General features: G+C 36.2%; 21 protein-coding genes. 5 read left to right on the top strand and 16 right to left on the bottom strand.

Features of this window, described 5'->3' with window-relative positions; genetic code table 11:
- Nucleotides 1-38: 38 nt before the first annotated feature.
- Nucleotides 39-602: an aminoacyl-tRNA hydrolase gene (gene pth, locus BUA76_RS05680; RefSeq protein WP_072883842.1), complete on the top strand. Its 564-nt coding sequence runs from the start codon at nt 39-41 to the stop codon at nt 600-602.
- 25 nt (nt 603-627) lie between these two features.
- Here the strand turns inward: pth and BUA76_RS05685 are convergent, their stop codons facing one another.
- The 9 genes from BUA76_RS05685 to BUA76_RS05725 all read right to left on the bottom strand — a co-directional run bounded on the left by BUA76_RS05685 (nt 628) and on the right by BUA76_RS05725 (nt 8,823).
- Nucleotides 628-1,068 (bottom strand): hypothetical protein, encoded by a 441-nt coding sequence (locus tag BUA76_RS05685; protein WP_072883843.1) that lies wholly within the window; start codon nt 1,066-1,068, stop codon nt 628-630.
- A 222-nt stretch (nt 1,069-1,290) separates the two neighbouring features.
- Nucleotides 1,291-1,926: a carbonic anhydrase family protein gene (locus BUA76_RS05690; RefSeq protein ID WP_072883844.1), complete on the bottom strand. Its 636-nt coding sequence runs from the start codon at nt 1,924-1,926 to the stop codon at nt 1,291-1,293.
- A gap of 47 nt (nt 1,927-1,973) precedes the next feature.
- A complete protein-coding gene (locus tag BUA76_RS05695) occupies nt 1,974-3,566 on the bottom strand; it encodes a SulP family inorganic anion transporter (protein WP_072883845.1) in 1,593 nt (530 codons plus the stop codon).
- Between the two features lie 145 nt (nt 3,567-3,711).
- Nucleotides 3,712-4,011 (bottom strand): hypothetical protein, encoded by a 300-nt coding sequence (locus BUA76_RS05700; protein WP_072883846.1) that lies wholly within the window; start codon nt 4,009-4,011, stop codon nt 3,712-3,714.
- Between the two features lie 21 nt (nt 4,012-4,032).
- A complete protein-coding gene (locus tag BUA76_RS05705) occupies nt 4,033-4,701 on the bottom strand; it encodes a carbonic anhydrase (RefSeq protein ID WP_072883847.1) in 669 nt (222 codons plus the stop codon).
- Nucleotides 4,702-4,977: 276 nt separating this feature from the next.
- A complete protein-coding gene (locus tag BUA76_RS05710; protein WP_083573169.1) occupies nt 4,978-6,471 on the bottom strand; it encodes a phosphoethanolamine transferase in 1,494 nt (497 codons plus the stop codon).
- A gap of 31 nt (nt 6,472-6,502) precedes the next feature.
- Nucleotides 6,503-7,057, bottom strand: a complete 555-nt coding sequence (locus BUA76_RS05715) for a serine O-acetyltransferase (RefSeq protein ID WP_072883848.1) — start codon at nt 7,055-7,057, stop codon at nt 6,503-6,505.
- Between the two features lie 13 nt (nt 7,058-7,070).
- A complete protein-coding gene (locus BUA76_RS05720; protein ID WP_072884016.1) occupies nt 7,071-8,219 on the bottom strand; it encodes a glycosyltransferase in 1,149 nt (382 codons plus the stop codon).
- A gap of 34 nt (nt 8,220-8,253) precedes the next feature.
- Nucleotides 8,254-8,823 carry an acyltransferase gene (locus BUA76_RS05725; protein WP_072883849.1) on the bottom strand — a complete coding sequence of 190 codons (570 nt, stop codon included), beginning with the start codon at nt 8,821-8,823 and terminating at the stop codon, nt 8,254-8,256.
- Between the two features lie 52 nt (nt 8,824-8,875).
- On the opposite strand from BUA76_RS05725, the gene BUA76_RS05730 reads away from it, so the two are divergent.
- From BUA76_RS05730 to BUA76_RS05740, 3 genes are read left to right on the top strand one after another with little or no spacing between them, the layout of a single operon-like run.
- The gene (locus BUA76_RS05730; RefSeq protein ID WP_083573170.1) at nt 8,876-9,850 is read left to right on the top strand and encodes a 3-oxoacyl-ACP synthase III family protein; all 975 of its coding nucleotides are present in this window, start codon (nt 8,876-8,878) and stop codon (nt 9,848-9,850) included.
- A gap of 22 nt (nt 9,851-9,872) precedes the next feature.
- Nucleotides 9,873-10,106, top strand: coding sequence for a phosphopantetheine-binding protein (locus BUA76_RS05735; RefSeq protein ID WP_072883850.1), 234 nt, complete (start codon nt 9,873-9,875; stop codon nt 10,104-10,106).
- Entirely contained in the window at nt 10,106-10,864 is a 759-nt protein-coding gene (locus BUA76_RS05740) for an SDR family NAD(P)-dependent oxidoreductase (protein WP_072883851.1), read from the top strand. Before BUA76_RS05735 ends, BUA76_RS05740 begins: the two co-directional genes overlap by 1 nt.
- Here BUA76_RS05740 and BUA76_RS05745 read toward each other — a convergent pair whose 3' ends face one another.
- Genes BUA76_RS05745 through BUA76_RS05755 form a run of 3 tightly spaced genes read right to left on the bottom strand, consistent with a single transcriptional unit; the run spans nt 10,865 to nt 13,400 of the window.
- Nucleotides 10,865-12,019 (bottom strand): glycosyltransferase, encoded by a 1,155-nt coding sequence (locus BUA76_RS05745; RefSeq protein ID WP_072883852.1) that lies wholly within the window; start codon nt 12,017-12,019, stop codon nt 10,865-10,867.
- Nucleotides 12,019-12,858 (bottom strand): glycosyltransferase family 2 protein, encoded by an 840-nt coding sequence (locus BUA76_RS05750; RefSeq protein ID WP_072883853.1) that lies wholly within the window; start codon nt 12,856-12,858, stop codon nt 12,019-12,021. The genes BUA76_RS05745 and BUA76_RS05750 overlap by 1 nt, the downstream gene beginning before the upstream one ends.
- Nucleotides 12,855-13,400, bottom strand: a complete 546-nt coding sequence (locus tag BUA76_RS05755; RefSeq protein ID WP_072883854.1) for an acyltransferase — start codon at nt 13,398-13,400, stop codon at nt 12,855-12,857. The genes BUA76_RS05750 and BUA76_RS05755 overlap by 4 nt, the downstream gene beginning before the upstream one ends.
- A gap of 152 nt (nt 13,401-13,552) precedes the next feature.
- Between BUA76_RS05755 and BUA76_RS05760 the strand changes: the two genes are divergently transcribed.
- On the top strand, nt 13,553-14,587 hold the full coding sequence (locus BUA76_RS05760; RefSeq protein WP_143149867.1) for an acyltransferase family protein: 1,035 nt from the start codon (nt 13,553-13,555) through the stop codon (nt 14,585-14,587).
- A gap of 47 nt (nt 14,588-14,634) precedes the next feature.
- Here the strand turns inward: BUA76_RS05760 and BUA76_RS05765 are convergent, their stop codons facing one another.
- The 4 genes from BUA76_RS05765 to BUA76_RS05780 all read right to left on the bottom strand — a co-directional run bounded on the left by BUA76_RS05765 (nt 14,635) and on the right by BUA76_RS05780 (nt 18,255).
- Nucleotides 14,635-15,573, bottom strand: a complete 939-nt coding sequence (locus BUA76_RS05765; RefSeq protein WP_072883856.1) for a glycosyltransferase family 2 protein — start codon at nt 15,571-15,573, stop codon at nt 14,635-14,637.
- A 44-nt stretch (nt 15,574-15,617) separates the two neighbouring features.
- Entirely contained in the window at nt 15,618-16,286 is a 669-nt protein-coding gene (locus tag BUA76_RS05770; RefSeq protein WP_072883857.1) for an NAD-dependent epimerase/dehydratase family protein, read from the bottom strand.
- A 143-nt stretch (nt 16,287-16,429) separates the two neighbouring features.
- Nucleotides 16,430-17,341: a glycosyltransferase family 2 protein gene (locus BUA76_RS05775; RefSeq protein WP_072883858.1), complete on the bottom strand. Its 912-nt coding sequence runs from the start codon at nt 17,339-17,341 to the stop codon at nt 16,430-16,432.
- 92 nt (nt 17,342-17,433) lie between these two features.
- Complete coding sequence (locus BUA76_RS05780) at nt 17,434-18,255, bottom strand: glycosyltransferase family 2 protein (protein ID WP_083573172.1); 822 nt, start codon at nt 18,253-18,255, stop codon at nt 17,434-17,436.
- Between the last annotated feature and the right edge of the window lie 40 nt (nt 18,256-18,295).

Genomic DNA, 18,295 nt, shown 5'->3' on the forward strand with positions numbered 1-18,295 from the left:
TTTGTTCCTAATACCTTAATTTTGCAAAAAATTTCTCAATGAAATATTTGATAGTAGGCCTCGGAAATAAAGGCTCGGAGTATGAAAATACACGCCACAATATAGGTTTTAAAGTCGCGGATAAAATTGCTGAAACATTGGAAGTCCCTTTTAACAGTACCAACTTCGGATGGATGGCAGACGGAAAGTACAAAGGAAGAAGAGTGTTGGTTCTAAAACCGGATACCTATATGAACCTTTCGGGAAATGCCGTAAGATACTGGATGCAAAAAGAAAATATTCCTTTGGAAAATATATTGATCATAACCGATGATCTTGCTCTTCCTTTCGGAACGTTAAGAATGAAAGGAAAAGGATCTGATGCAGGGCATAACGGACTGAAAAATATCAATGAAATCCTTCAGACACAAAATTACGCAAGACTTCGCTTTGGGATCTCGGCAGACTTTTCCGAAGGCAGACAAGTAGATTATGTTCTCGGAACATGGAATGATGAAGAAAATGCAGCACTTCCCGAAAGAATTGAAAAATTCTCGAAAGCAAGTTTGTCATTTGTATTTGCAGGAATTAATAACACCATGTCTGCTTTCAACGGGAAATGATGTACACAACAGGATTTTTTAACAATTAACGCTTATATACCGTAATGTCCATAACAATTTTTTTCTCAAGAAAATTCTTTTCATTGGGTGTAAACTGGTAATTGTGTTCCTGCTCAAAAAATTCCAACGGAGTAGTTGCGGTATCATCCGCCTTCCATTTGATGATCATTATAACATCGCTTCCAGAATTGATATCTTTTTTATCCGAAAATGAAAAAGAAGTGCTCGGAAGAGGATTATTCATATCTTCTCTAAACTCAGATTTAGCTTTTTTAGGCTGCATCTGGGTCATATCCTTTAAGAGCAGTGAAAAAGGTTTCCCGATGTATTTTTCTTTATTAATTTCAAATTTTTTAGCATAAGAAAGCGTATCCGTTACCGCCTTTTTCCCGGAAGTTTGAGATTTAACGAAACCATTGAGGAAGAAGAGAAATATAGAAAAAAGCAATTTTATTGATACTGGCATGGTTGATATTCATGATTTTGCTGTTCAAAAGTAAGCATTTCCGGAATAAATCATCTGATCTATTTATGTTTTTATCATTAAAGATATGTACTTCATGTAATCCAAAAAAGGCCATCGATCTTGATGGCCTTCTGATGTACTTTTAAATTTAATTTCCAATCTATCTAACTATAACATATTTATTGATTGTCTTTTCGTAGTTGACTGATAGATAAGAGTTGATTACAACCAGCTTACGGCTCCGGTTTCCACATCATAGTTAGCGCCTACAATTTTAATCTTGCCTTCTTCCTCAAGTTTTCTGAGTGTTGAACTCTGCTTGCGGATATCTTCAATAGCACTTTTTACATTTTGATGGTTTAATCTTTCTAAAAGATCGCTGTTTTTCGAAGAACGCTCTTCGCCGTCTTCTATTACTTGTTTGATGATCGGGTCGAAGTGATTGATAAGATGATTCAGGTTATCCATTCCAAGGCCTTCAATCTGCGCGGCATCAAGTCCGCCTTTCAATGCGCCGCATTTGGTGTGCCCCAATACAACTACCAGTTTGGAACCTGCTACGTTACATCCGAACTCCATAGAACCCAGAATATCCTGATTTACAAAATTTCCTGCGATTCTGATGCTGAAAATATCACCAAGACCCTGATCGAAAATAAGTTCTGCGGAAGTACGGCTGTCTATGCAGCTTAGTACTACGGCAAATGGCCACTGTCCCTCACGGGTAGCATTTACCTGCTCCAAAAGGTCTCTGTTGGCTTTAAGGTTATTTACAAATCTCTGGTTTCCTTCCTTTAAAAACTCTAATGCTTTTTCAGGGGTAATGGTAGACTGAGTTTCGTGAGTGTGTGCTTTCATATAATCTATTTATATTTTTAAAGTTAAAAAATTATTAAACAAAGAGCTTACATTGCTCTTTTATGAGTGACTACAATATGAGAATTTTCATCTCTTTCGTAGTCTCTGTATGATGTTTTGAATCCTAACAATTCTACATTAATGTCTTCTTCTTTGGCTCTGATATTAGCAAAATCCTGGATCATCTCCAAAACATCGGTGGCAATATAAGAAGTTCCTCTGGCGTCGATGGTAACGGTAGAGTTCGGTTTTATATTTTTCAATGTTTTTTTTATGGCGGCTTTATTCAGAAATGAAACTTCTTCAGCCAGTTTAATCGTTATTTCGTCTGCATCATCAAGCTTTTCCCTGCTCAGATAATATGCTCTTTTCATGTTTCCCTGCAGAATATAGAAAACCGAGATCGCAAGACCTATTCCTACTCCTTTCAGCAAATCCGTTGCCACAACGGCAATTACGGTTGCCACAAACGGAATAAACTGGAATTTTCCCAATTGCCAAAAATGTCTGAAAGTGGCCGGTTTTGCAAGCTTGTATCCCACCATAATCAATACTGCCGCCAATGTTGATAAAGGAATAAGATTCAAAATAACAGGAATTGATAAAACACAAATTAACAGAAGGATTCCGTGGATGATTGTTGACATTTTTGATGTAGCTCCGGCATTTGCATTCGCCGAGCTTCGGACAACTACCGAAGTCATGGGAAGCCCGCCGATAAATGAACTTACCAGATTTCCTATTCCCTGGGCTTTTAATTCCAGATTGGTGTCTGTAATTCTTCTTTGAACATCCAGCCTGTCGGAAGCTTCAATACAAAGCAGCGTTTCGATTGAAGCTACAATAGCAATTGTTGCTCCGGCAATCCATACTTTCGGATTTAGAAAGCCATTGAAATCGGGAGTGGTAATAAGGTTTTTAAAATCGTCCAGCGACTGTGGTACCGGAAGAGATACCAAATGTTGCGTTTGTATCGCCAGTGAGCTGCCGGACATTTTAAAAATTTCATTCAGAACGATACCTGCAACTACTGCTACAAGGGCGCCGGGCAGCATTTTTATTCTTTTCAGAAAATGAACCCTGTCCCAGGTGATTAATATAGATATAGAAACAAGCGTTACAATAATTGCTCCCGGATGTATGGCTCCGGATAATTCTGAAAAATATCCGAAGTTCAGTCCGTTATCAAAAATCGACTGGTGTCCTTCATAATCTTTATCGAACCCCAAAGCATGCGGAATCTGTTTTAAAATAATAATAATCCCGATGGCTGCAAGCATTCCTTCAATAACATTATTGGGAAAATAATTGGAAATGCTTCCTGCTCTTACGAAGCCTAAAACCAATTGAATAATTCCGGCAATAATTCCGGCACAAAGAAAAATATTGAATGCGCCAAGATCTGTAATTGCTGTAAGTACAATGGCTGTTAATCCAGCCGCCGGACCCGATACGGAAATATTGGAATTACTGATTGAACCTATGACCAAGCCTCCTACGATACCCGCGATAACTCCGGATAACGGTGGGGCGCCCGAGGCAAGTGCAATTCCTAAACACAAAGGAAGCGCTACTAAAAATACAACGAGTCCTGAAGGGAAATTCTCCTTTATTCCTCCTATTAATGATGTTTTTTTCATGATGATAAACTGCTGTGAATAGAACTGATTTATTATTCTTTTAATAAAATCAATTACAAAAAATTGGAAATTTAATTTTATAAATAGTACATCGTATCCAATACCAAAAATGATATGAATAATGATTAAAAAATCTGACTAAGAATTAAGCTTCCGGAGGCGGAGAAAATATGGATAATAAAGGAGACAGATGAAAGGAATCATCTACCGGTACAAAAGATTTTTCTTCCAGAGAGGGCTCGAAAAACTTCAGATAATCAAAAACATCCAGAGTTTTGGGAAGGGTCTTTTCGTAAACAATAAAAGAGGATGGGTGAGAGTGTGGTTCTTCTTCATTAATTACAACATTGGTTCTCGTGAGATCCCAGCCCAATACCGAAGCAATACCCGGTAAAGCCGTGAAGTTCAGGAAAAACAGTAATGTAATAATACTCCAGAGTTTCATTTCACTTTTTTTTAAGAAAAACTATTTGGTTTTTCTGCTCATAACCCAATCGGAACCCGTAAGGTTGTAAATTTTCTGGATGTCTTTAAGGATTTTCTCAAAATCAATTTCCAGATCAATAATCTTACCTGTCCTGAGGTCAAACACCCAGCCGTGGACAACAGGATATTCCTCAAGGATGTATCTTTCCTGTACACAGGCCATTTTAATGACGTTGATGCATTGCTCCTGAACATTAAGTTCAACCAGCCTGTCATAACGTCGGCCTTCATCTTCAATAGAATCCAGCTCGCTTTGATGAAGTCTGTAAACATCGCGGATGTTTCTAAGCCATGGATTCAGAAGTCCCAAATCTTCGGGCGTCATGGCTGCTTTTACACCGCCGCAGTTGTAATGACCGCAGACAATAATGTGTTTTACTTTCAGATGTTCTACAGCGTATTGAATAACCGCTGTGGAACTCATATCCAATGTATTAACAATATTGGCAATATTTCTGTGGACAAAAACTTCGCCGGGTTTTGCGCCCATCAGTTCTTCTGCGGTTGCCCTGCTGTCGGAACATCCGATGTATAGATAATCTGGATTCTGGGTCTTTGCAAGATCATGAAAGAATTCCGGATTGTCTGCCAGTTTAGACGCTACCCATTTTCTGTTGTTTTCAAAAATAACTTCGTACGATTGTGACATAATTTTATTGGTATAATTATTTATTTCGTGTAAATTATTTTTAAAATCAATAGACTAAATCAATAATGCTACAAAAATAGAATTTTTAGTGAAAAATCAATGTTTTTTAACAAAGTTTAATATTAAAATATGCTTAAAATCACATGACATTACCACGATTCATACAAATAATTTAGATTAAATAAAATTACAAAGTAAAATTAAAAAAATTAGGATTAATTTAAAAAATGCTGCAACTAAATGATTTTTGAAATTCAAATTGTAAAATGCATTTTACTACTCTGGAAGTTGGCTGTAATTTATACTTTCCATTTTCAGGTTTAAATATTTATTTTCTTGGTTTTTATAAACGGAAGGTGCTTCCAATCCCATATATTTCATAATTAGCGGATAAATATAGGTGGTCTGTGTCTGCAAGGTTTCCCGGCCTGTGATTTTATAAACAGAAGGTACTTTATCACCGAACCAGACAAAAAACGGAACCTGGGTAGACTCTTTAGAGTCAATATGCAGCAGCTTATTTCCCTGTATTTTTAACCCGTGATCGGCAACATAAATAACTACTGAATTTGTATTTTTTAGCATGTTGAAAATACTTCCCATAACGTAGTCCGTATATTTTACAGAGCTGTCATAGCAGTCCAATCCTTCGGAATTCCAGGTTGAAGGTAATCTGTTGCATGGATTCGGGTGGCTCCCCATGATATGCAGAACCACAAATTTATCTTCTTTATTTGTGATAACATTTTTAAGTTCAGGAACAATTACCTCATCATATCCGTTAATCCATTTCTTATTTTTTGAGAGTGAAGCCATTGCCGTTATTCCTCTGGAACTGGCCTGTGTACTAAGCCAGAAAGAATTGTACCCGCTTTGATTGGCAAGATTAATAACATTATATGAAAGCTTGTCATACCGCTGTTTAAATTCATCCGGATGAATACTGGAGAGCATCAGCGGAACGCTAAGATTGGTTATTCCTGCGGGGGAAACGGCATGGTCAAAAATCATCATATTTTTGGCTTGCCGGTCTGCATTGGGAGTCGTTCTTTTTCCGTAGCCATATAAGGACATATTCTGTTTTCTTTCGGATTCTCCGATAATGAGAATTACATTTTTTACTCCCGGCTGTATTTTTTTGATATTGAATACCGGTACATTCTTTTTAATGGCATCAATATCTTTCTGTACTTTCATAGCCATATTAAAATCAGATAGATGATAATATACGTTTTTAATCATTTTTCCGCCTCCTTTATTGCTTATGTATCGGTGTTTAAGATAAAAAGCACATGGCATTATAATCCATAACGAAGCAATAAAAACAAATTTACCGTTGAATCTGATGATATTGTTTTTAAGATAAATGGCAGAATACAATAGCAATCCAAAAAAAACTAAAAACAGAAGTGTTGGCAAAATAAACATATAAGACATACTGAAAGCCTCATTCGTATTCGTCTCCAGAATACTTATAGCCATTCCCACATTAAATCCGGAATGATAAACAAAAAAACAGGATACGGAAATAAGAAAATTGATACTTAGCAGCAAACATAATATGACTGATAGTACAGTGGTATATCTATTTTTAAAAAGGAGTGCATTAAAAACAAGAAAAGAAAAGAACATGATCCCGTATTCCAGAATATTTCGGACGCTTTCAAACCATTCTTTATCGAAAAGTTTCTGAAAAATAAACTGAAAAGAAAGCAAAAGACCTGTAAGGTAAAGTAAAATGATAAGTGCGGGAATTATTTTTTTTAGCATGATATTGTGTTTTTTGGTAAGTTTTCAAATACTATACTTTCCGGTTGATATATCCTTTTGTGGCATTTTCTGCCGGAATTATTTTAGCAGGATTTCCAAGAACTACGGAATTGGGGGGAACATCAAAATTCACATAAGAATTGGGAACAATCAATACATTATTTCCTATTGTCACAGCTCCTACAATAACCGCATTAGTTCCGATCCATACTTCATCACCGATAACAGGAGAGCCTTCATTTTTGCCACGGTTCTGCTGCCCGATAGTCACTCCCTGGGCAATATTGCAGTTTTTTCCGATAATCGTATCCGGATTGATGACCAGGCTTCCCCAATGACCAAGATAAAAACCTTCCCCAATTTGTGTTTCAGGATAAATCTGAAAACCATATTTAATCTGGTAATGCCGTAAAACGATTCTCCAAAATATATTTAAAAGTCTTATTTTGTGATGTTTCTGAGCCATCCTCAAAATATAAACAAAATGAAGATTGGGATTGATGCATTTTTTCCAGATTTCAATTCTGGAGAGCCATTTTCCGCTTTCCCGGTAAAAATCTTTTTGAATAATAGAATAATCTGACATAATGCGTGTTTTTTTAAACTTCGTCAATAATTTTTTGAAGATGTTCCACCGATTTTTCCAAAACAAACGGAAGCTCAGTCTTTGCAATTCTATTTTTATATTCTTCAGCAATATTTGTATCGGTAAGAAATTTTTTCATTCCCTCATAAATTCCTTCTTCGGAGTTGGGAGTGATGGTTCCCAGCCTTCCGTCCTCAAGAAGATCCCGTATTCCTGAAATATCGGTTGCTGAAACCGGTTTGTTGAGGATAAGCGCTTCTGCAATAATGGTGGGAAAACCTTCATGCCTCGATGACATAATATAAAAATCTGCTTTTTTCAGGTAAGGATAAGGGTTGCTGCTGAAACCATACATTTTTGCCGTCTCCTGAAGACCAAGCCTGTTAAGCTGATCCTGAATGTTATTGAAATCATAGCCATCTCCAATGATTAGCAGCTGATGTTTGAATCCCTCATCAATCAGTTTTTTATGCACATTCAGCAGTCGGTCATAGCCTTTCTGAGGATATACCGTACCTACTGTAACAAAAGTGGGGAGATTGTCGGTAAAAGGGTAGTCATGGATTTCGGCGTCTGCTTTTTTCAGCGTATCATTCCTGTCGATGGGATTGAATATTTTGATAACGGAAGCTTTCTCTGCTTCGTTCTTTGCCAGGTCGTATATCCCGTCACGGAGTTTATTGGAAATTACAAGAATTCTGTCAAACCTGAAAAATTCACGGATTACCTTTGGTGTATAGCCTTTTACGTTGAAAATATCATTCTGCACCCAAATAATTTTCTTTGAATTTTTCTGCGGACTTGAAAGTATTTCCCGGTACATTGCATGAATGGCTGCAATTTCCACATCGTATTTTTTATTTTTTAAAATAAATCTGTAGAGCAGAAAAGGAAACCAAAGGAACATTTTCTCATAAAGTACCCTGAATGCTTTTACGGGAATATCTTTCGGCCTGTTGGTGGTGATCATTTCTCCTTTTATGAGGTAATGCAGCGTTATCCAGGAAGGAATTTCCTGTAGGTACAGCCCGGAGTAGAGATTCAGGAGAAGATCAATTTCGTATTTATCCGGGGGAAGGTTTTTCAGGAAATTAACCAATACTTTTTCTGCGCCGCCATGACGCAGCGAACCTATTCGAATGAGGATTTTTTTCTTTTTCAATTTGTTTTTTTCTTTTGTGTTTACGAGAACTAAGTTATTTAATTTTTCTCGCTTTCTTGTACTTATGAGGAAGATTTTCTTTGATATAAGCATCAAGTTTTTTTCTGTCCTTTTCCAGTTCCCTGGGATATTCAGGATTATTTTTTAAAACGATGTCTCCGTAATCTTCTATTGTACAGAGAAACTGTGCAGGATTTCCGATAAAAACCGTATTATCAGGCATTGATTGCGACAATACGGAATGGGCTCCCAGAATACAATTGTTCCCGATTTGCACATCCTGCATAATCACACAGTTCAGGCCGATGGTGCAATTGTTTCCTATTTTTATCCTTCCCAGGATTCTGGCATCTTCGTAGCCGGGAAGTTTTCTCAGCAAAGTAGTGGTTCCGCCATGATTTACAAACCTGACGCCGGCAGCAATATTTACATCGTCTCCAATTTCAATAAGGTAGGGTTCGGTTCCGAAAAAAACTTTATCGGGCATGTTAAAATTTCTGCCTACCTTCATGCCTTTATATCTGGCAACCGCAAGGCTGGCTCTATTAAGGAGGGAATGATAGAATGCGTGCGTTTTTATTAAAACTCTAAATAAAAAAATCATCAAAAGTGTACATTTGTTTTGTTACTTTTGCAAAGAAAGAAAATTTTTTAACATGATGAAAATTTCTAAAATAGAATATTATCTTCCTCAGTCTGTGCTCACTAATGATGATCTTGAAAAATTATTTCCGGAATGGAGCTCAGAAAGAATCCACGAAAAAGTAGGGATTTCCCAGCGCCACATTTCTTCTGATAATGAAACGGTTTTGGATATGGCTGTAAAGTCTTCTGAAAAAGTTTTTGAAAGCTACGACCGCAGTAAGGTAGATTTTATTTTATTCTGTACCCAAAGCCCTGATTATTTTCTTCCGACAACCGCCTGCCTTCTTCAGGACCGCCTGAAACTGAGAAAAAATATTGGCGCTATTGATTTTAATCTCGGCTGCTCTGGTTTTGTGTACGGATTGGCTTTTGCCAAAGGTCTGATTTCTGCAGGAATTGCCAAAAGTATTCTCCTGGTAACTTCAGAAACCTACAGTAAACATATTCATCCGGAAGATAAGGGGAATCGCAGCATCTTCGGGGACGCCTCCGCATCTGTTATTGTGGAAAAGGCAGAAAATTACCGCGATTATCAGTTTTGCCTCGGCACGGACGGAAGCGGGGCAGAAAATCTTATCGTGAAAAAAGGAGCTTTTAAAAAAGATTTTGAACCTAATCCCGAACATGAATTTAATCCTGAAAATATATACATGAATGGTCCTGAAATTTTTAATTTTACGATTGAAAATATCCCTGGGCTGGTAAAAGAGACCTTGATGGTGAACGGAATGGATATGGATGATATTGACCATTTTGTTTTTCATCAGGCGAATTCTTTTATGCTGAATTATTTACGGAAAAAAACGAAAATTCCGGCAGATAAATTCTACATTGATATGGAAAAAACAGGAAACACCGTATCTGCAACTATTCCCATTGCCCTGAAAAATATGATGGATAAAGGAATCTTACAAGAAGGAGATAAGATCCTTATGGCTGGTTTCGGTGTAGGATATTCCTGGGGCGCAACGGTTATGGAAATGTAAAACAAATTTTAAATTATATTAAATGAAAACATCTGTTTTTTTAGAAAAACTACAGGAGGAACTCGAAGAAGATGAAACCTTAACTACAGAAACCAATCTGAAATCTTTGGAAAGCTACGATTCAATAAGCCTGCTTTCCATTATTGCTTTTGTGGATGAAAATTTCAATAAGAAAATCGACACCAAACATTTTAAAGATATAGAAACGGTTTCGGATCTTATGAATGTTATCGGGAAAGAAAATTTTGAAGAGTAATGGATCCCTTTTCATTAAAAAACAAAGTAATTCTTATTACAGGAGCTTCTTCCGGCATTGGAAGAAGCTGCTCTGTGGAATGCAGCAAAAGAGGAGCGAATCTTATTCTTGTGGGAAGAAACCATAACGAACTGATGATAACCGTATCCCTGCTTGCTCCCGGAACTAAAGCCGAGATTATTGCTGCAGATATTACACAAACTGAAAATCTGGAAGCGATGATAGCAGATAAGGTTGCGGACTTAGGCAAAATATCAGGATTTATACATTGCGCGGGGATTGAAAAGACATTGCCGCTAAAAAAACATAGTCCGGCACTATACCGCGATATATTTGAGATTAACGTTATCGCAGGCTTTGAAATTGCTAAAATTTTATCCCTAAAAAAGTATAAAGATGAAACTTCCAGCTTTGTATTTATTGCTTCGGCTGCCGGCCTAGTGGGAGAGCCGGGAAAAGCAGCCTATTCGGCAAGCAAGGGAGCGGTGATTTCCGGTGTACGTTCTTTGGCGATGGAGCTTTGCAGAAACAATATACGTGTTAACAGCATAAGTCCGGCGATGGTAAACACCCCGATTTTAGAAAAGATGTTTGAAGAGATTGGCGAAGAAGCTTCTTCTGAAATTATCAGGAAACACCCTCTGGGAATAGGAAATCCTGAAGACGTGGCAAACGCCTGTATTTTCCTGCTTTCTGATGCTTCAAAGTGGGTCACCGGAACAAATATGGTGGTTGACGGCGGATATTCTGCACAGTAATCAGCTTTTACACACCGTGATGATCATTTCTTCAATCCTGTTAAATATTCTTTGATTATCAAACTGGCTTTCAATATCTGTAAGGTTTTCTCTGATCTTAGCAACCAGCTCGGGATCAGTCAGGAAAGTTTTTATTGCAGAATACATTTCATCTGTTTCATACCTGATAAGATATCCTGTTTTGCGGTCTTTGATCATGAGTCCTACATCTCCAACATTGGTAGCAATAATAGGTTTCCGGAGGATTAATGCTTCTGCAATTACCAAAGGCCAGGCTTCAGATTCTGAGGGAAGAATAAAATAATCTGCTTTCCTGATGTAAGGATAAGGATTCATCTGATTTCCTTTTAAAATAAAGGTTTTTTCAACATTGTATTTTACTGCCTGTGAAGTCAGGTTCTTCATTTCATCGCCGTCACCTATGATAATGATACTGTGGTGAAATCCTTCATTGATAAGTTTTTTATGGGCTTCAATAAGTTTATGGTACCCTTTCCTGGAATGAAGCCTTCCGATGGAAACAAAAACGGGTCCTTCAGGGAAGTGTTCCGGTTCCTCTTTTGCCTTAAGTTTAATTTCCTCAACAGGAATAGGGTTGATAATTACACTTTCTGGCGGGTAATTAAGATCAGGATAGTAATGATGCATCATGTCCTTGATTTTATGGGAACAATAGACCATATGGTCAAACTTGGGAAAACTTTTTAAAATTCCCGGTACCAAAGGCTGAAATTTAGGAACATTGATTTCGGAATGAAACCATCCTATTTTCTTCGAATTTTTGTTGGTAGAATTAAGTATTGCATCATAATCTCTGTAATCCATGCCGATTTCCACGTCAAAACTATCATTGATAATGCTGTCTGCAATAGAGGGGTTATTTTTCAGCTTCTTCAGTTTTAATCTTCTTCCTGCAAGCTGGATTTTTTTCAGCAGAGAATTGCTGGAGAAATCTTCTTTTCCCGGAGTAAGATGTATTTTCCTTATGTGTCTAGGGATTTCATCACGCAGTTTACCCTGGTTGAGCGTAAGACATACAGTCATTTCAAATTGATCAGGATTAAGATTGTTAAGTAAGCTAAGCAATACTTTTTCTACCCCTCCCATTTCCATAGAACGGTGTCTGAACAATATTTTAATTTTTTTTTCTGACATTATCCGAAGATTGATTGTAAAGTTATCTGTATTTTTTTTCTGATTCTGAAAGGCATTTGATGCTGATATTGAAGCAGGTCAAATATTTCGTCAGCACTTGTGTAAAATTCAGGGATTTTTTTTCCGTTGATGATCTTAAGATTTCTTCGTTTCATCGTATTGAAGATCACTTGGGCAAAATACTCATGGGATTTCTTTTTGTTCTCATTTTGTGAGATTCCTCCCTCATGGGTTCTGTAAAGATAATTGGTTTCATCAATGAACCGCACCTTTCCTTTTTCATACATTTTCAGGTAGAGATCCTGATCTTCACCTATTTTTAATTCAGGATTCATTTTCTCTGTTTTGTCATACACAGCCTTCCTGAATCCTACAAAATGTGCAATCTGAATAGGAAAATTAAAAAAATAAAGGTTGCCGTTCGGTATCTGCATGGCAGACCTGAAGGGTGCAATTGGTTTAAGATGATGATCACAGATCATAAATCTGGAATAAGTAAGTACGGTATCTTGTTTCGACTGAAACAATTCTATCGATCTTTGGATGGCGGTGGGAGTAATGGCATCATCAGGATCTACAAATCCGCAGATTTCTCCTTCAGCCAACTCAATAAGCTTACTTTTAGTGACGCCTACGCCGGAATTTTTATCATTTTCAAAAAACTTAAATCTGGAATCTCCTGAAATGATTTCCCGTATTTTATTTTTCTCGTTTTCAGAGGAAGCATCATCCAGAATAATGGCTTCCCAATCCGTATGTGTCTGCTCAAGTATACTTTCATAACAATCCCTGAAGAAATGAGAATTGTTGTAGTGTGCAATAAGAATAGAAAACTTCATGACTGTTCTTTTAACATTAAACCCTGATGATTGACTACAGTTGTATTGGACGGAATATCCCTGTAAATAACACATCCTGCTCCAATAATGCAGTTGTCGCCGATGGTAACTCCCTTTAATACCGTAACATTACTGCCGAGCCAGCAATTGCTGCCGATTCTGATCGGCGCTTTAGTAAAATCTGAATGAAACAGTTTAAATTCCGGTTGAGTCTGGTAGAGATGGTTGTGATCATACAGCTTTACATTCTCCCCGAACAATGTATGATCTCCAATGGAAATATGTTCCAGGCAATTGATGGAACAGAAGTTGTTCATGAAAAAATGATTCCCGATTTCTAAGGTGGAATTCTTTTCTACAAGGATATGTACATAATTTCTAAAATTAGCATGGTTTCCTATGGTAACTTTATTTAAATTTTCATGCAGGATGAAATGGTCACTGGTTCCCAGTCTTATTTCTTGAAAATAAACGTTAGGATGTCTTTTGAGGAGAGAAATCTGATTCCTTCTCTGGACTTTTGCTAAAAATTCATTAAGCATAGTATTTTTTTTCTCATTTGTATCATACAAATATAATTTGTTTTACATAATTATAAGAATAAATCTTATTTTTGTGCCTTAAAATTAATACTTTATGCTAAAAGTCTCCGATCCGGAGTGCTTTTGAATAAAGTAAAGCATGTTGCGATTCTGTGAAGATTAGTCAGATTACATTTACCCGGTTTGTCGCTGCAATGGCGATTGTTATTTCTCATTTTAATAAAGATTTGTTTTTATACAAGATCAGGTTTATTTCGGATATTTTTCTCCGGGCCAACGTGGGAGTGAGCTATTTTTTCATTCTTTCCGGCTTTATCATGATTATTGCTTATCACAAAAAAGAAAAGATAGGGTATCTGGATTTTTACCGGAACAGGGTAGCCAGGATTTATCCTTTGTATATTGTCGGCTTGCTGCTTTATTTTTTTACCAGATATTCGGATATCAGTTTTTATAAAAGTTTTTTATATCTTTTAGGGATCCAGAGCTGGATTCCCGGAAAAGCGCTCATTCTGAATTTTCCGGGCTGGTCTATTTCTGTAGAATTTTTGTTTTATCTGGTTTTTCCCTGGCTCTACAATTATTTATATTCTAAAGGAAACAAAAGTATTTGGATTATTGCCGTTTTGATCTGGATCGGAACTCAGGTATTCTCCAATTTATACGTTCATTCACCTGCCTATAAAGGTCCGCACACTGAGAGTCATGAATTCAGTCATTATTTCCCGCTTTGGCACATCAACGAGTTCTTAATAGGAAATATTGCAGGCTTGCTCTTTGTGAAAAACCGTAAAGAAAAGAACTATGACCTGGCAGTTGTTGTATTTTTTATGGCAATTCTCCTGTCTTTAATTTTTATTCCACTGAATTTTCATAATGGGTTAATGGCTGTTTTCTTTGTTCCTGTAATTTATTTAATTTCCTGTAATAACGGTCTTATCACTAAAATTTTCGCCATTAAGCCGCTGGAATTTCTCGGAGAAATCAGCTATGCTGTTTATATCATCCATATTCCTGTTCTGTATATTGTAAGATCATTTTTATGGGATTATTTCCAAATGTCTGAAAGCAATACATTGTTTTGGATCTATATGCCGGTTTTAATGATTGTTTCGGCTGCCCTTTATCAATTTGTTGAAAAACCGATGCGTGATTATCTGAGGAAAGTAAATTTTTTAAGGCGATAAATCAGGCTTACCGATAAATTTAGTTTAAATAATTTTAAATTAAAATATTAAAAAAGATCTTTCCGGAAATTTATATTGTACAGTCCGGAACGGATGCTTTGGTAATCTGTAAAGAGGTACTTTACAATCATTCCCCATTTTTTCAGAAAATGAGCATTGGCAATACGGAAGCTTCGGTATACTCTTTTAATATGTAGTTTGACCTCATCGGGAATGCTGCTTTCGTTCTTCGCCCAATGATTAACTTCCTCCCAAAAAATAACCCTTGTTGAGGCAGGCTTGATTTCTCTGGCATCTACTTTGGTGATTCTGTTGTTCTCGTGAACACCGCGTACAGCAACTGCCTTGTCGAGTATTCCAGGATACAGATCAAGATAATAGGAGAGACGGAATAAAAATTCCGTGTCCTGGTGAAGCTTTAAATGGGTTTTAAAAAAACAATCTACCTTTTGCAGAGCACTTTTCCGTATAGTAAGGGCATCAATGCTGAACAATCCAAATGTTCCCTTCATGTTCAGCAGCCCGGGGAAAACATGTTCCGGCGGATGTTGTTGGTAAACGGTGGTCAGCCTGTCACCGAATATTTTATAATATTGTTTTTTTGCTTTTTCCGAATAATAATGAACACCTATTGCTCCATAAACTCCTTCTACATTTTCGTTCATAAATAGCTTCTTTTCTGCTTCAAAACGATTGGGGAGATAATAATCATCCGCATCGAGAAAAGCAATAAAATCACCTTCTGCCATCGTTATTCCTACGTTTCTGGTGGCTCCTGCACCATGATTTCCTTTGTCGAGATGCTGATAAAGTTTTACCCGGCTGTATTTTTTAGTGAGTTCCCGGCATACCTGCAGTGCATTATCAGGAGACTTATCTTCTACCAATATGACTTCAAATACTTCTTCAAACTGAAGAGCAGATTCTACTGCCTGGGAAACATATTTCTCTGCGTTGTAGACGGGAATAATAACTGAAATTTTCATTTGATATGTGTTTTAGTTAGATGAAAGAGTTATCTGCAATTCATTTATAGGTACGATGAACATAGTTTTTTTAAATATTCTTCTGGTGGTATTTCTGAGAAAAAATCTTCAGTGTAGCTGTTGAACTCTATTGTATAAAAGGAACCTTCCTCAATTATTTCATAATATGCTTTTCTGCCCAGATGTTTCTCCAGTTGTGATAAAATTTCATATAATGTAAATTGATAGGGATATGCCAGATTAACAATCTCATTACTGAAGTTTTTCAAATACCGATTGATAAATGATGCAATGTCATCTGTACCGATCAGGATTCGTCTTGCATTGTTGTGCAGCATCAGCTTATTTTCCGAAAGGATTGATTTTTTCAGAAAATTGATTAATGTATTAGGATTCCCGCCACGTCCTACCGCATTTCCCACTCTGAAGATGATAAAGTTTCTGCAGCGTTCTGCAATCAGTTTTTCAATATTTAATTTGTGAATTACATAATGACTTTCAGTTTTCGTAGGATCATAAATACTGCAGGTAGAAAAATAGACAAGCTTTTTGTCAGGATTATGGCTGATAACAGATTTCAGAAGCGAAGTTTCTCTCTCAAATTCAGAAAGTTTATTTTCAAGAGAATTGGAAACTCCCGATGCAAAGAAAACAATGTCTTCTTTGTCATAAAATTGTAAGGCATTTGCCATAATTCCATTACCTATAATCATAAATTATTTTTTCATCATTTGTTATTTAAAACTTAGAAACGGCAGGATATTTTTAAAAATAATCCAGGTCTTTTCCCGGCTCTGTTCATCGCTCAAGATATCACACCAGATCATCTGATGACACCTTCCGGATAGTCTGATGGTTATAAAAAACTTTTTCCTTCTTTTAGAGATTGTTTTTTGTTATAAAGAATCCTTTTCCAGTCCAACGAATAACAGATTTTACTTTTGATATAATGCTCTTTAAGGGATTTCAGCCTGAATGTTAATAGAGATTTTATCATCATTTTACAGGAATTCATATATATTTCCCTTATTGACTGTTTATTATTAAAAGGATCTGAAAGCGTCATAATTAATTTTCTTTCATACAACAGAGCGGTATTATCAAAATACTTATTTTCGGTTCTCTTTTCTCTGTCATGGAAGATCACAGCTTCCGGTACAATACCTATTTTCAGGCTATGAAATAATACCCTCTGACAATAATTATCATCTTCTCCATAATGGTAAAATGAAGGGCTGAAACCGCCAACCTTTTCAATACACTTTCTTGTCAATAACCAGGCAGCGGCATTGACAAAAGGCAATTCATACAGTGGCGCTAAATTTTGTAAAAATATATCTGAATATAATTTTTCACATTTTAAAGGAACTATGTAATTTGAAAAACCAAAATCCAGCTCGGAACCATTTCCGTTGAGGTGTATTGGGCTCAGAATACCGAAGTCAGGATTTTTTTTTGCAATTTTAACCAATTGGTTAATCGTTTCGGGGGTTATATAAACATCCTGATTCATTAAAAATACATAATCGGCCCCTTGTTCGTACGCTTTTTTAATCCCGATATTATTTGCCTGTCCGAAACCTAAGTTAGTATAAAGTTTAATAAGCTGAACTTTAGGAAACCTCTGTTCGATAAAAAGAACACTATTATCGGTAGATGCGTTGTCTACGATAACCGTATGTTCTATTAATCCTGCCTGGTCAATAGAATAAAGACAGCGATCAATCCACTTGTCGGAATTATAATTTACAATAATTATTTTAACCATTTTTCAACTTTGAGGGCTTTGTATTTTTAATGTAATTCTTCAATATACCTTTACAAAATTCATTAGATGTAGTCACTTTGCATGTACCTGATTTATCTGAATAAATGAATTAAAAAGTTATATATTCTGTAAAGCTTACTGTTGTAAATATGCTCTAGTTTTTTTTCATAAAAGGTTATTCTTTTTAAAAGTGAGAGGTAGCTTGGGTAAAACTCATGAAAAAGCGCTTTGTGCTTTTCGTAAATCATATGATAGATAATTTCTTTTTTATGATCATCTTTAAAAACATCATTATTTCTTGAACTGCCGTAATGAGATCTGTAATTGAAAACCGGATACTCTATTTTGGTAACGGGCAGATTGCGATGAGAAGAAATAAGCTGTATCCAAAACTCCCAGTCTTCAAGACCATGTGTAAGTTTTTCGTCATACTTTATCCCCTGATCGAAATATTTTTTTGGAAACATGGAGGTACAAAATAATTTGTTTTGCAGTAATAATTCTTTAATACTGAATTTTTCCTCCATTGTTAATTTATTATTGATATGGCCAAACGTCACCGTATCAGAAAAAACAATCATTGTTTCTTTATTTTTAGCAAAAACTTCTAACATTTTCTCTAATGCTAATGGGTTTAGGGTATCATCTGCATCAAGAGGTAAAATATAGTCTCCTGTCGCTTGCTTTATTCCATGGTTTCGGGCAGAGGATACTCCTTTGTTTTCCTGATAGATATAACGTATTTTATGATTGATCAGTTTTTGAGCTACCTCTGATGTATTGTCTGTGGAGCCATCGTCTATAATAATGCATTCCCAATGTGTATAGGATTGAGCTATAATAGACTGTATGCATTCTTCTAAATACAGAGCATGATTAAAACAGGGAATTATAATGGAAACTTTACTCATCATTCATTATGTGTTTTTATTTATACATAATTAATCAGACCTA

The organism is Chryseobacterium takakiae, assembly GCF_900129385.1.
GTDB classification, from domain to species: domain Bacteria; phylum Bacteroidota; class Bacteroidia; order Flavobacteriales; family Weeksellaceae; genus Chryseobacterium; species Chryseobacterium takakiae.